Here is a 13,823-nt window from a genome sequence, read left to right as displayed (position 1 = left end):
GCAGTAGGACGGGCGAGAGGAGAAGGGGCGGTCACGCTGGTGGGGATGGATCTGCTGTGCCTGTCTGGAAAAGCGTGCGGGCGTTCAGGGTGACGGCCATGGTGCCGTTCGCTCTCAAGCGCAGGACGGCTCCCGGGTTGCCGGCTGTTCCGCTGCTCCACGCTGTGCCGTTCGTGGCGTCGTAGAGGACCAGGTGGCCGTCGTTCTGCATGACCAGCTTGACGCCGGTTGTCGTGGCTGTGTGCCAGACGGTTCGGCCCTGGTCGCGGAGCGTCAAGTCGCCGCCCGTGGTCACGGTGAGGGTCAAGCGGTTCGTGGACCAGCTCTGGCCCGCGGTGAGGACGCTCGTGCCGGCGATGATCCGCTCGGTCCAGGCGGAAGGCGCGGTTGGCCCGGCGGGCAACGGCGAGGTGGGCGACGGCGAGGCGGCCCACGGCGAGGCGGGCGACGACAGGGCGGGCGACGACAGGGCGGGCGACGAAAACGCGGGCGACGGCGGGGCGGAGGACGACGGCGCGGGGGCCACCGACACCGGGATCGCCCCTCCGGCAGGGCCGTTGATCGCGGGCGGTGCGGGGCGGGCGGCGCTGGGCGGGCGGTCCTCGTCGTGGCCCAGCTGGAAGCCCGCGTACGCCGCGGCGGCGAAGCTGAAGACGATGGCGGCCACCAGCAGGATCACCGGCCAGTCGATGTCCGGGGCTCTGCGAACCATGAGATCCTCTCGCGTCTTGGCCGTGCGCAGCCTACGGTGCCTCGTGACGTCAGCCCTCCGCCGTTCGGATGATGCCGTTCGTGTGACTCCGTTGCGTGGGCCGCTGCTATCGGGCAGCGTGGCCGCATGGACGTCGCCGAGAGGGCGGCACGACCATCGGACGAAATCACATGAGATCGGGCGCAGCCGCAGGGCACCTAGGCTGTTTTCACGAAGCTGCCTTCTACGACTCCGATCAGGCCTTCCTCGACGTCGTCGTCCCGTTCCTCACCGGCGGGCTCGAAGCCGGGGAGCCGGTCGTCGCCGCATTCACCCGTCACCACCAGGGGCTGGTCACCGAGGTACTCGGCACCGGCCACGGGATCAAATACATCGACGCCGGCCTGCAGTACGCGCGGCCGGCCTCGGCCATCGACCGCTATCGGCGGATGCTCCGGGAGTACGGGACCACTCGCCCCGCCCAGGTGCGCCTCACCGGTGAGGTGCCGCACCCGGGCACCGGCGCGCCCTGGGACTGGTGGGCCCGCTACGAGGCCGCCGTGAACCGGGCCTTCGAGGACTTCCCGGTCTGGGGTCTGTGCCCGTACGACACCCGCCTGCTTCCGGCCGACGTGATGGCCGACGTGCGGAGCACGCATCCCTTCATCGCCGACGGCGCCACCCACGCCGCCAATTCCGGCTTCGTCGTCCCTGAAACGTTTCTGGCCGGTCGCCGGGCCGCCTGGCGTGACCCGCTCGAGGACGGGCCGCCGGCGGCGACGTTCCACGATCCGTTTCCCGCGCCGGTGCGCACCGCGATCACCCGGGCCGGCCACTCGACCTCGCTGCCGGAGAACGACGTCCGAGGGCTCGTGCTCGGCGCCTCGGAGGCCGTGTCCAACGCCATCCTGCACGGCAAGCCGCCGGTGACCGTACGCCTGTGGAGCTCCGCCGAGCGGATCGTCGTCGCCGTGACCGACGCCGGTGAAGGTCCCCGCGAGCCCTTCGCCGGCCTCTTCCCCACGTCGGCCACGGCCGCCCGCGGCGGCCTCGGCCTGTGGCTGGCCTTCCAGGCCTGCGGCTTCGTCACCTTCGACCACGGCCCCGACGGCTTCACCATCCGCCTGGTCGCCGGGAAGGCCGAAACAGGACAGCCGGAGGCCGGAACAGGACAACCGGAGGCCGAAACAGGACAGCCGGAGGCCGGAACATGACAGCCGGACGGGCCGGAACGTGACACCGGCATTGCGCGTCGAGCCCGGGGACCACGCCGGCGCCGCCTTCTCGTCGCCCGCGGCGTTCGCCGAGACCTCCGTCGCCTTCGCCGAGCGGGCGATCGCCGCGTCGGCGCGGGTGCTGATCTTCCCGGGAGGCGAGCACCGGGACGGTCTCGGCGCCTTCCGGCGGCTCTGCGACCGGCGGAGCCGCGCCGTCGCCGAGGCCGGCGACCAGGTTCAGGTGGGCGACAGCCGGCAGGTTCAGTGGGCGCTCGGCCGGTTCGACCCCGGCTATCTGCATCAGGCGTACGAGGCCGCGACCCGCCAGGCCGTGGCCGACGGCTTCACGGGACTGTGGGTCAGCGTCGACATGAGCTGGGCGGCCTCGGCCGACCCGGGCGCCCTGGCCGATTTCGAGGCCGCCTCGTCGCGGCTGTTCAGCGACGGCGAGCTTACTGCCGTCTGCCAGTACGACACCCGGGTCTTCGCCCGTCCGCATCTCGCCGCCGCCTGCCGCGCCCATCCGGCCAACCTCGCGGCCGGCTCGCCGCTGCGGCACCGGTCGTTCGACGATGACCGGCTGCTTGTCCTGTCCGGCGAGACCGACATGGGCAACGCGACCGCCTTCACCGCCCTGCTCGGCCGGCTCCGGCCGGGCGCCACCCTCGACATCACCGCCATGACCTTTCTGGACGTCCGGGCCCTGGCCGCCGTCGCCCGCACCGCGGCCGAGGTGGCCGGGCTGACCCTGCGCGCCACCGCCGCTCAGGAGGCCACGCTGGACCTGATCCAGGACGCGCTGCCCCGTCGCCGAGAGTGGTGAAACCGGGCAGCGCCGCCCGCGCCCGAGGTCCTACTATCGGGCGGATGAGCCCCCGGAGTCTCACCCAGGCCGAGGCGGAGCAGCGGGCCGCGCTGATCGCCGTGGACCGCTACGACATCGCGTTCGATTTCACCGAGCTGCCCACCGGGCCCGCCGTGACCTGCGTGTCGACCGTGACCTTCACCTGCCGCGAGCCCGGCGCGTCCACCTTCGCCGACTGCGTGGCGCCGGTCGTCTCGGCCACCCTCAACGGCGAACCGCTGCCCGCGGCCGAGGAGGGCCGGATCGCCCTGACCGATCTGGCCCAGCACAACACGCTGCGCGTCGAGACCCGGCAGACCGACACGTCCGACGGGCCCGGCGTTCACAAGTCGGTCGACCCGGCCGATGGCGAGGTCTACGTCTGGACGTCCTTCGCGCCGGACGAGGCCCGCCATCTGTTCGCCTGTTTCGACCAGCCCGATCTCAAGGCGCCGCACGCCTTCACCGTGACCGCTCCCGATCAGTGGACGGTGACCTCCAACTCCGGCCACCCCGAGATTCAGGAGCTTGCGGGTGTACGCCGGTGGGCCTTCCCCGACACTCCGACACTGGCCACCTACAACACGGTCGTCAACGCCGGCCCGCTTCACGAGATCCGGCGTGAGGCCGGCGGCCACGACCTCGGGTTGTTCTGCCGGCGCTCGCTGGCGCCCGTGCTCGACCGCGACGCCGATCAGATCTTCACCGTCACCGAGCAGGGCCTGGCCTTCTTCGCCGGCGTCTTCGGCATGCCGTTCCCCCAGCGCAAGTACGACCAGGTGTTCATGCCCGACTTCGGCGGGGCCATGGAGAACTGGGGCTGCGTCACCTGGGACGACACCTTCCTGCGGCGCTCCGAGCCGACCCCGGCCGAGCAGGAGGTCCTGGCCGTGGTGCTGCTGCACGAGCTGTCGCACATGTGGTTCGGCAACATCGTGACCATGCGCTGGTGGGACGACCTGTGGCTGAACGAGGCGTTCGCCGAGTTCGCCTGCTACTGGGCGGCCGAGCGGGCCACCCGCCACACCGACGCCCGGGTGGGCATGCTGGCCAGCGGCAAGCTGATCGCCTATCTGGCCGACCAGGGCCCGATGTCCCATCCGATCCGGCAGCCGATGCGCGACGTGGCCGAGGCCGCGTCCATCTTCGACGCGATCACCTATCCCAAGGGCGCCGCGGTCCTCCATCAGCTGATGACGTACGTCGGTGAGGAGCAGTTCGTCGCCGGCATGAAGAAGTACTTCGCCCGGCACGCCTGGGGCAGCACCACGCTGCGGGACCTGACCGACGCCCTGGCCGAGACGTCCGGGCGCGACCTCGACGCGTGGCGGGCCGGCTGGCTGGAGACGGCCGGCACCGACCGTTTCACGTTCGACGGCCGGACGCTGACCGGTAGCGGTCCCGCCGGTCCCCCGCGACCCCAGGTGCTGGCCGTCGGGGCGTACGACCGCGGTCCGAAGGGCTTGACCCGAAGGGCGGTGATCCGGGTCGAGGTCCACCAGGAGGAGACGCCGGTGGAGCTGCCGGCCGGCGCCGCCCTTTATCTGGTCAACGACGACGATCTGACGTTCGCCACCACCCGCCCGTCCGCCGCCGACCGGCCGACCCTGATGGACGACGCCGGGGCGCTGCCGACGGCAGTGTCGCGGGGCGTCGCGGTGGCCACCGTCTGGGACATGCTGACCAACGGCGAGGCGACCCCGGCCGAGACGGTCCACTGCGTGGCCTCGGTCCTGGCCGTCGAGACGGCCGACACGGTGATCGAGCCGTACCTGCGCCTGGCCGGCGACGCGGCCGAACTGTGGGCCGGCGACACCGGCCGCCCCGAGTTGATGGCCGAGTTCTTCGCCCTCTGCGCCCGGCTGGCCGAGCAGCCGTCCCGCCGCCAGGTGGCGCTGCGCGGCCTGGCCCGCTCGGCCCCCGACCTCGACGCCGTGGCGATGCTGCAGTCGGGCGCCGACGTCGACCTCCGGTGGCGCCTGCTGACCCGCAAGGCCGAGCTCGGCGGCGACACCCGGGCCGAGGTCGCCGAACTGCTGAAGAACGACCCCGACCCGGACGCCTCACACCGCGCCCTGGCCGTGCGGGCGGCCCGCCCCGACGAGGCCGAGAAGTCCGCGATGTGGCAGATGCTGGCCGTCGACCGGGCCGTCCCGATGAGTGCCATGCGCATGGTGACGACGGCTTTCTGGCGCCCGGGCCAGGAGGAGCTCCTGTCCGGCTACGGCGACAGCTACCTGTCCTTGCTGCCGGGCTTCGCCCGGGGCGGCATGATCCCGTCCATGGTCTACGCGGGACGGCTGCTCCCCCGCTTCGGCGTCACCGCCGACTTCCTGACGAGGGCCGGTGAGGTCGCCGCCACCACGGCCCCGGTCGTACGCCAGACGGTCCTGGAATACGCCGACGAGGTGCGCCGCATGCTCCGCACCCGGGGCGGTCAGCAGCAGCCCTGATCGGCCGCGTCGGGGCAGGCGGCCGGGTCGACGGCCAGGACCAGGCCGAGCAGGTCGCCCAGGGCGTGGGCCAGGCGGGGGTCGGCCAGCTCGTAGCGGAGGCGCCGGCCCTCGGGGACGGCCGCCACGAGGCCACAGCCACGCAGGCAGGAGAGGTGGTTGGACAGGTTCTGCCGGGTGGTGCCGATCAGCTCGGCGAGGTCGGCCGGATAACCCGGGCCGTCGCGCAGCGCCAGCAGCAGCCGGGCCCGCGTCGGGTCCGACAGGGCGTGCCCGAAGCGCGCCAGCACCTGCCCGTGCGTCATCGTCTCCACGGCCGAACAGTACACCTGCCAATGAACTATCCGGTTCGGAATCCTCTGATCGGCGGGAATTGCGTCCGGTCCGGTCAGCGCCGTGGCCCTGACCGGGCCGACTAGTTGCGCACTTCGCCCACGCCGGACACGGGTGTCGGCGACCCGACAGATCAGGGGTCGACGCATTCGCATGCTTTGCGTCTGCGTTTGGGAGGCGATACGCGTGCGTACACTCAGGACGTTTCTCGTTCTTGCCCTTGCCGTCACGGGGTTGTCCGTGGCCGGGGCCGAGCCGGCGGCCGCCGATGCCTGCGCGCCGCTGGTCAATCCGATCGCTTGTGAGAACAGCAAAGCCGGGACGCCGAAGAGCACCTGGGACATCTCCGGGTACGGCAGTTCGGCCCTTCAGGGCTTCCCTACGCAGATCAGCGTGAACGTGGGCGAGACCGTCCAGTTCAAGATCGACTCGTCGGCCTCCTCCTACCGGGTCGACATCTACCGGATGGGGTATTACGGCGGGAACGGGGCGCGCCTCATCACGTCGGTCAACCCGGCCGGGGCGCAGAGCCAGCCGGGGTGCATGAGCCAGGCCGCCACCGGGCTGGTCGACTGTGGCAACTGGGCCGTCTCGGCCTCCTGGCCCGTGCCCACCACCGCCGTGTCCGGCATCTACTTCGCCCGGCTCGTGCGGACCGACGGGACCTCGGGGGCCAGCCACATCCACTTCGTGGTGCGCGACGACTCCAGCCACTCCGGGATCGTCTTCCAGACCTCGGACTCGACCTGGCAGGCGTACAACCAATATGGGGGTAACAGTCTTTATGTCGGCTCGCCGGTGGGGCGTGCCTACAAGGTGAGCTACAACCGGCCCATCACCACCCGTGGGACCGGGGCCGAGGACTACGTCTACAACGCCGAATATCCGATGGTGCGGTGGCTCGAGGCCAACGGGTACGACGTCAGCTACATCGCCGGGGTCGACGCCGACCGCAACGGCGCGCTGCTGCGCAACCACCGGGCTTTCCTTTCCGTGGGCCACGACGAGTACTGGTCGGGGCAGCAGCGGGCCAACGTGGAGGCGGCCCGGGACGCCGGGGTCAACCTGGCGTTCTTCAGCGGCAACGAGGTGTTCTGGAAGACGCGGTGGGAGAACTCGTACCGGACGATGGTCACCTATAAGGAGACCCACGCGAACGGGAAGATCGACCCCGATCCGGCCTGGACCGGCACGTGGCGTGATCCGCGGTTCAGCCCGCCGGCCGACGGCAACCGGCCGGAGAACGCGCTGACCGGCACGGTCTTCAAGGTGAACGCGGGCACGGTGAACCTTCAGGTGCCGGCCGCGGACGGCAAGATGCGGCTGTGGCGCGGCACGACCGTGGCCACGCAGGCCGCCGGGGCCACGGCCACGCTGGGCACCGGGACCGTCGGCTACGAGTGGGACGAGGACGCCGACAACGGGTTCCGGCCGCGCGGGCTGATCAAGCTGTCCACGACCACGGCGTCCGGCCTCGATGTGTTGCAGGACTACGGTTCGACGTACGCCACGGGCAGCGCCACCCACAACCTGACGCTCTACCGCGCGCCCAGCGGCGCCCTGGTCTTCGGCGCCGGCACCGTGCAGTGGTCGTGGGGCCTGGACAGCAACCACGACCGCGGCTCCGGGGCCGCCAGCACGCCGATGAGGCAGGCCACCGTCAACCTGCTGGCCGACATGGGCGTGCAGCCCGGCACCATCCAGTCCGGCCTGACCGCGGCCACCGCCTCGGCCGACACCACCGGGCCGGCCGCGACCATCACCGCGCCGGCCGCCGGCGCGACCGTGCCCGTGGGTTCGCCGACCGTCATCTCGGGCACCGCGGCCGACACCGGCGGCGGGGTGGCCGGCGGCGTCGAGGTCTCCACCGACGGGGCGACCTGGCATCCGGCCTCGGGCCGGGCCACCTGGACGTACACATGGCGTCCGGGCACCACCGGGGCGGCCACCATCCGGGTCCGGGCCACCGACGACAGCGGCAACGTCGGCGCCGACGCGACCCGCGCCGTCACCGTCGGCTCGCGGACCTGCCCGTGCAGCATCTGGAACGCCAACGTCACCCCGGCCACGCCGGCCGACCCGGACAGCACCGGCACCGAGATCGGCACCCGGTTCCGCACCGACGTGGCCGGTCAGGTGACGGCGATCCGGTTCTACAAGAGCAGCGCCAACACCGGCACGCACGTCGGGCGCCTGTGGTCGAACACGGGCACCCAGCTGGCGTCGGTCACCTTCACCGGCGAGTCGGCCTCGGGCTGGCAGCAGGCCAACCTGTCGACACCGGTGACGCTGAGCCCGAACACGACGTACGTCGTCTCGTACTACGCGCCGAACGGCCGCTACGCCGCCGACACCGACTACTTCGCGAGCCAGGCGTACGACAACGCGCCGCTGCACGCGCTGCGGGACGGCACCGACGGGGTCAACGGCGTCTACCGCTTCGGCACCGGCTTCCCGACCCTGGCCTGGCGCAGCGCGAACTATTACGTGGACGTGGCCTTCACCCCGGGCACCGCCGCACCCGACACCACCCCGCCGACGGTGGCCACCCGCAGTCCCGCGTCCGGGGCGACCGGCGTGGCGATTTCCACCAATGCGAGCGCCACCTTCAGCGAGCCGGTGTCCGGCGTGGTGATGACGATGGCGGGAGTCACCGGCGCAACCGCCTACAACGATGGCGTGGCAACTTTCACGCCGGCGGCACCCCTAGCCGCAAATACGACATATACGATATCGGTCAGCGGTGCCAAGGATCTCGCCGGTAACACCATGGCCCCCGTGAGCTGGTCGTTCACCACCACCGCGGCCCCCACGACCACCACGTACTCGGTCTGGCCCTCGACGGCCGTCCCCGGCACCCCGGCCGATCCGGAGACAGCCGCGGTCGAGCTCGGCATGCGCTTCCGCTCCGACGTCGCCGGCCGGGTCACCGGCGTCCGCTTCTACAAGGGCAGCGGCAACACGGGCACCCACCTGGGCCGCCTGTGGTCCAACACCGGCACCCCACTGGCCACGGTCACCTTCACCGGCGAATCGGCGACCGGCTGGCAGACCGCCACCTTCTCCTCGCCGGTGACCATCACCGCGAACACCACGTACGTCGTCTCCTACTACGCGCCCGCCGGCCACTACGCCGCCGACACCGGCTTCTTCGCGAACAACGGCGTCGACAACGGCCCGCTGCACGCCCTGGCCAACGGCGTCGACGGCGCCAACGGCGTCTACCGGTACGGCACGGGCGGAGGCTTCCCCACGAACACCTGGCAGTCGGCCAACTACTGGGTCGACGTCCTTTTCCAAAGCGAGGGGTAGACGTTGAGAAAACTGGTGATGGTCCTGGCCCTCGTGGCCGCCCTGCTCGTCGTGCCGCAGGCGGCCCAGGCCGCCACCTGCCCCTGCTCGATCTGGCCCACCACCGCGGTGCCGGCCAACCCCTCGGAGGCCGACACCGCCGCAGTCGAGGTCGGCGTGAAGTTCCGCTCGGACGCCGACGGCTTCGTGACCGGCGTGCGCTTCTACAAGGGCAGCGCCAACACCGGCACCCACGTCGGCCACTTGTGGAGCGCCACCGGCACGAATCTGGGGACCGTCACCTTCACCGGGGAGTCCGCGTCCGGCTGGCAGACCGCCACGTTCGCCGCCCCGGTCGCGATCAGCGCCAACACCACCTATGTCGCGTCGTACTACGCACCGAACGGCCGCTACGCCAGCGACGACGGCGCGTTCGCCACGGCCGGCGTCGGCAACTCCCCGCTGCGGGCGCTGCGCGACGGCGAGGACGGCGCCAACGGCGTCTACCGGTACGGCACCGGCGGCGGCTTCCCGACCAACACCTATCAGTCGGCCAACTACTGGGTCGACGTCGTCTTCGAGACCAGCGCGGCCGACACCACCCCGCCCACGGTCACCGCCACCAGCCCCGCCTCGGGCGACTCGGGCGTGGCCACCACGGCCACGATCAGCGCCACCCTCAACGAGCCACTCCAGGCCGGCACGGTGGCCCTCGCGCTGCGGACCGGCACGACGACGGTCAACGGCACGACGACGTACGACTCCGCGACGCGCACGGTCAGTCTCGCGCCGGCGAGCGCCCTGACGGCGTCCACGTCCTACACCGCCACGGTCAGCGGGGCGCGGGACACCGCCGGCAACACGATGGCCCCCGTGAGCTGGTCGTTCACCACCGGGAGCGCGGGCTCGGCCTGCCCCTGCTCGATCTGGCCGTCCACCGCCACCCCGGCCGTGGCCGCGGCCGCCGACAACAGCGCCGTCGAGCTCGGCGTCCGGTTCCGGGCCAACGCGGCCGGCTTCATCACCGGCCTGAAGTTCTACAAGGGCGCCGGGAACACCGGCACGCACACCGGCTCGCTCTGGAGCACCGCCGGCACCCGCCTGTCCACGGTCACCTTCACCGGCGAGACGGCCACCGGCTGGCAGACGGCCACGCTGCCCAACCCGGTCGCGGTCACCGCCAACACGACCTATGTGGCGTCGTACCACACCGACACGGGCTTCTACTCCACCACGGTCAACGGCCTCGCCTCGGCCGTCACCCGGGGCCCGCTGAGCACGATCGCCGGGAACAACGGCGTCTACCGGTACGGCGCGAGCGCGTACCCGACCGCGAGCTACCAGAACACCAACTACTGGGTCGACGTCGTCTACAACACCGCGGCCACCGACACCGTGGCGCCCGGCCTGGCCGCCCGCTCCCCCGCCGCCGGCGCCTCGGGCGTGGCCGCCACCACGGCGGTCACCGCCACCTTCAACGAGCCGGTCTCGGCCGTCGCCATGTCGCTGACCGGGCCGTCGGGCGCGGTCACCGGCACCACCGCCTACGACGCCGGCAGCACCACGGCCACGTTCACCCCGTCGGCCACGCTGGCCTACTCCACCTCGTACACCGTCTCGGTCAGCGACGCCCGCGATGCCGCGGGCAACGTGATGACACCGGTGACCTGGACCTTCACCACCGGGGCGGCCCCACCGCCGCCGCCCGACCAGGGTCCCGGCGGCCCGATCCTGCTCGTCCGCCCGCCGAGCGGCTTCACACCCTTCCTGGCCGAGGTGCTGCGCACCGAGGGCCTCAACGAGTTCACCACGGCCGACCTGTCCGCGGTCACCGCGACCACGCTGAGCCAGTACGACGTGGTGCTGCTCGGATCGACCGCGCTCACCGCGGCCCAGGTCGCCATGTTCACCACCTGGGTCGACGGCGGCGGCAACCTGATCGCCATGCGCCCCGACAAGCAGCTGGCCGGGCTGCTCGGCCTCACCTCGACGACGGGCACCCTGGCCGAGGGCTACCTGAAGGCCGACACCAGCGGCATCACCACGCAGACGATCCAGTACCACGGCACGGCCGACCGGTACACGCTCAACGGCGCCCAGGCCGTGGCCACCCTCTATTCGAACGCGACGACGGCCACCACCAACCCGGCCGTCTCGCTGACGAACGTCGGCGCCAACGGCGGGCAGGCCGCGGCGTTCACGTACGACCTGCCGCAGTCGCTGGTCCACACCCGGCAGGGCAACCCGGCCTGGGACGGCCAGGAACGCGACGGCTCCTCGCCGCGGCGCTCGGACGACCTGTTCTTCGGCGGCAGCTCCACCGACTGGGTCAACCTGTCCAAGGCGGCCATCCCGCAGGCCGACGAGCAGCAGCGGCTGCTGGCCAACCTGATCGGCCGGATGAACCTCGACCGCAAGCCGCTGCCCAGGTTCTGGTACTTCCCGCGCGGCCTCAAGGCGGTCGTGGTGGCCACCGGCGACGACCACGGCGTCGGCGGCACGGCCGGCCGCTTCGACCAGTACACGGCCAACAGCCCGGCCAACTGCGTGGTCGACGACTGGCAGTGCGCGCGCTTCACGTCGTACGTCTATCCCGCCTCGCCCTTGACCGGAGGTCAGGCTTCGACGTACCAATCGCGGGGCTTCGAGGTGGGCCTGCACGTCACCACCAACTGCGGTGACTACACGGCGAGCACGCTGAGCGGCTTCTACACCAGCCAGCTGAGCTCGTGGCGCGGCCGCTACCCGGGCGTGAGCGGGCCGGTCACCAACCGGACGCACTGCATCGTCTGGTCGGACTGGTCGTCGCAGGCCACGATCGAGGCGGCCAACGGGATCCGGCTCGACACCAACTACTACTACTGGCCCGGCTCGTGGGTGGCCGACCGGCCCGGCTTCATGACCGGATCCGGCATGCCGATGCGCTTCTCCCCCAAGACGGGCGGGCTCATCGACGTCTACCAGGCGGCGACCCAGATGACCGACGAGTCCGGGCAGAGCTATCCGTTCACCGTGGACACGCTGCTGGACCGGGCGCTCGGGGCGGAGGGCTACTACGGCGCGTTCACGGCCAACATGCACACCGACAACGCCACCACGTACGACAGCGATCAGGTGCTCGCCTCGGCCCGCGAACGCGGCGTGCCGCTCATCACGGCCAAGCAGATGCTCGCCTGGCTCGACGGGCGCAACGCGTCGTCGTACTCCGCAATCGCCTGGTCCGGAAACGAGCTCTCGTTCACGGTCAACGTCGGGACGGGCGCCAACGGCCTGACCGGCATGGTGCCGGTGCTCGGCCCGGACGGACGATCGCTGACCACCCTGACCCGGGCCGGCTCCCCGGTCCCGTTCACCAGAACCACGATCAAGGGAATTGAGTACGGGATGTACGCCGCCTCCCCGGGCGCGTACGTCGCCACCTACGGATCCACCGCGGCGGCGATCGCGCCGGCGCCCCGGCGACAGGTGACCGCGGCGCCGGACAAGGCCGCCCCGGCCATCACGGACATCGCGGTCCAGCCCCGGCCGGACGGGACGGCGACGGTGTCGTGGCGCACGAGCGAGCCGGCCGAGACGACGCTCGAGGTGGACGGCCAGGACTGGCCGGCCGGCCGCGAGCACACCGCGACGGTGACCGGCTTGAAACCGCTGACCACGTACCGGTACCGGATCCGCAGCGCCGACCCGGCCGGGAACGTGACGGTGTCACCGGCGGCCACCTTCGTCTCGAGCGCGGCCGGCGTGGCCGACTGGACGGAGGCCGGGCTGCGTACCGGGAAGGCCAGCGGGGTCACGGTCACCACCGAGGGCGTACGGCTGAACGGAAACGCACGGAAGGGGTCGATGGTGTCGCGGGTGCTCGACGCCAAGCAGATGGTGACCTGGGACCGGCTGTCGTACCAGGCGTCGGTGCCGGTCGGTGCTTCGGTGCGGCTGTACGTGCGTACGGGAAGCACCTCAAGCCCTGGAGGCAGTGGCTGGACCGGCTGGAAGGCCGTGGGCGAGGGTGACCGGGTCGTGGGCGGATCGCGCTACGCGCAGTACCGGGTGGAGCTGACCCGAGGCGGGGCCTCACCGGTGCTGCACGGCGTCGGCATCACGAGCGACGCGAAGCCGGTGGCCGACCCGACCGAAACCGGAAGGTAGGCAGCAGGGCCGGGGTGCGCCGCATGTAGTCGGCGTACCCCGGCCGCCGCCCGAGCGACCGGCGATCCATCAGAGGCACGCTGACGAAGACGAACAGCAGAACCATGGCGACGGGACCGGCCGCCGTCCACCACGGCGCCGGCGCGAACAGCCACATGGCGAACCAGAACAGGATCTCGCCGAGATAGTTGGGGTGCCGCGACCAGCGCCACAGACCGCGGTCGAGCACCTTGCCCCGGTTGCCCGGATCGGCGGTGAAGCGGCGCACCTGCCGGTCGGCGACCGCCTCGACCACGACGGCACCGCAACCGACGACCACGGCGACGCTGTCGAGCAGACCCCACGGCTCCTCGTTCGTCAGCGCAACCCAGACCGGCAGCATCCCGGCGAACACCACAAGCGTCGGCACCAGCTGAATACCGACCAGGCTGACCAGCCAGAACGGCACCCGCGCCTGCTCACGGAGCCGGACATAGCGCCAGTCCTCGTGCCCGAGGCCACGCCAGGAGACGGCCCAGTTGGCGGTCAGCCGAATTGCCCAGACCCCCATCACGACCAGCAGGGCCAGTTGCGGAGCATCGACCGGCCCGGCCCAGACCAGAGCGACAACCGGAGGGGCGACACTCCAGTACGGGTCGTAGAGGCTGGCGTTCCCCACAACCAGACTCCCCAGAAACACGGCAACGGTGGCCACCAGATCAGCGACCAGCGTCACCACGAGCGGAGGCGCCCCGCCGACCGCTTCCACCGCACCCCAAGCGACACCCCCGGCCGGGGCATACACCGCCACCACGACCGCGAACCCCGTCCCCCGGTCCCTCATCCGAGCAATCCTCGCATCGACGAGC

8 protein-coding genes are annotated in these 13,823 nt (G+C 71.6%); 5 read left to right on the top strand and 3 right to left on the bottom strand.

The window, feature by feature from the left end:
- Positions 1-31 precede the first annotated feature (31 nt).
- A complete protein-coding gene (locus ACFY36_RS02970) occupies positions 32-712 on the bottom strand; it encodes a hypothetical protein (RefSeq protein WP_499744192.1) in 681 nt (226 codons plus the stop codon).
- Positions 713-882: 170 nt separating this feature from the next.
- Here ACFY36_RS02970 and ACFY36_RS02965 point away from each other — a divergent pair, with 170 nt between their 5' ends.
- The 3 genes from ACFY36_RS02965 to pepN are packed head-to-tail and all read left to right on the top strand — an operon-like array spanning position 883 to position 5,205.
- Positions 883-1,905 carry an anti-sigma factor RsbA family regulatory protein gene (locus ACFY36_RS02965; RefSeq protein WP_499744191.1) on the top strand — a complete coding sequence of 341 codons (1,023 nt, stop codon included), beginning with the start codon at positions 883-885 and terminating at the stop codon, positions 1,903-1,905.
- A 19-nt stretch (positions 1,906-1,924) separates the two neighbouring features.
- Positions 1,925-2,731, top strand: coding sequence for an MEDS domain-containing protein (locus ACFY36_RS02960; protein ID WP_499744190.1), 807 nt, complete (start codon positions 1,925-1,927; stop codon positions 2,729-2,731).
- Positions 2,732-2,775: 44 nt separating this feature from the next.
- Positions 2,776-5,205, top strand: a complete 2,430-nt coding sequence (gene pepN / locus ACFY36_RS02955; RefSeq protein WP_499744189.1) for an aminopeptidase N — start codon at positions 2,776-2,778, stop codon at positions 5,203-5,205.
- Here pepN and ACFY36_RS02950 read toward each other — a convergent pair.
- The gene (locus ACFY36_RS02950; protein ID WP_499744847.1) at positions 5,190-5,510 is read right to left on the bottom strand and encodes an ArsR/SmtB family transcription factor; all 321 of its coding nucleotides are present in this window, start codon (positions 5,508-5,510) and stop codon (positions 5,190-5,192) included. The two genes, pepN and ACFY36_RS02950, sit on opposite strands and share 16 nt — an antisense overlap.
- 214 nt (positions 5,511-5,724) lie before the next feature.
- Between ACFY36_RS02950 and ACFY36_RS02945 the strand changes: the two genes are divergently transcribed.
- Both ACFY36_RS02945 and ACFY36_RS02940 read left to right on the top strand, forming a co-directional pair.
- Positions 5,725-8,850 carry a N,N-dimethylformamidase beta subunit family domain-containing protein gene (locus ACFY36_RS02945; RefSeq protein ID WP_499744188.1) on the top strand — a complete coding sequence of 1,042 codons (3,126 nt, stop codon included), beginning with the start codon at positions 5,725-5,727 and terminating at the stop codon, positions 8,848-8,850.
- A 3-nt stretch (positions 8,851-8,853) separates the two neighbouring features.
- Complete coding sequence (locus tag ACFY36_RS02940; RefSeq protein WP_499744187.1) at positions 8,854-12,975, top strand: DUF4082 domain-containing protein; 4,122 nt, start codon at positions 8,854-8,856, stop codon at positions 12,973-12,975.
- Here ACFY36_RS02940 and ACFY36_RS02935 read toward each other — a convergent pair.
- On the bottom strand, positions 12,926-13,798 hold the full coding sequence (locus tag ACFY36_RS02935) for a DUF1295 domain-containing protein (RefSeq protein WP_499744186.1): 873 nt from the start codon (positions 13,796-13,798) through the stop codon (positions 12,926-12,928). The two genes, ACFY36_RS02940 and ACFY36_RS02935, sit on opposite strands and share 50 nt — an antisense overlap.
- Between the last annotated feature and the right edge of the window lie 25 nt (positions 13,799-13,823).

The organism is Actinoplanes sp. NPDC000266 (assembly GCF_042899005.1).
Lineage (GTDB): Bacteria > Actinomycetota > Actinomycetes > Mycobacteriales > Micromonosporaceae > Actinoplanes.
The sequence above is the reverse complement of the archived record's forward strand: the minus strand, read 5'-3'. Positions and strand labels throughout refer to the sequence as shown.

Bases quoted from the DNA above. Each gene is read 5' to 3' on its own strand.
- ACFY36_RS02970 (WP_499744192.1), bottom strand. From the start codon at position 712: ATGGTTCGCAGAGCCCCGGACATCGACTGGCCGGTGATCCTGCTGGTG.
- ACFY36_RS02965 (WP_499744191.1), top strand. From the start codon at position 883: ATGAGATCGGGCGCAGCCGCAGGGCACCTAGGCTGTTTTCACGAAGCT.
- pepN (WP_499744189.1), top strand. From the start codon at position 2,776: ATGAGCCCCCGGAGTCTCACCCAGGCCGAGGCGGAGCAGCGGGCCGCG.
- ACFY36_RS02950 (WP_499744847.1), bottom strand. From the start codon at position 5,510: ATGACGCACGGGCAGGTGCTGGCGCGCTTCGGGCACGCCCTGTCGGAC.
- ACFY36_RS02935 (WP_499744186.1), bottom strand. From the start codon at position 13,798: ATGAGGGACCGGGGGACGGGGTTCGCGGTCGTGGTGGCGGTGTATGCC.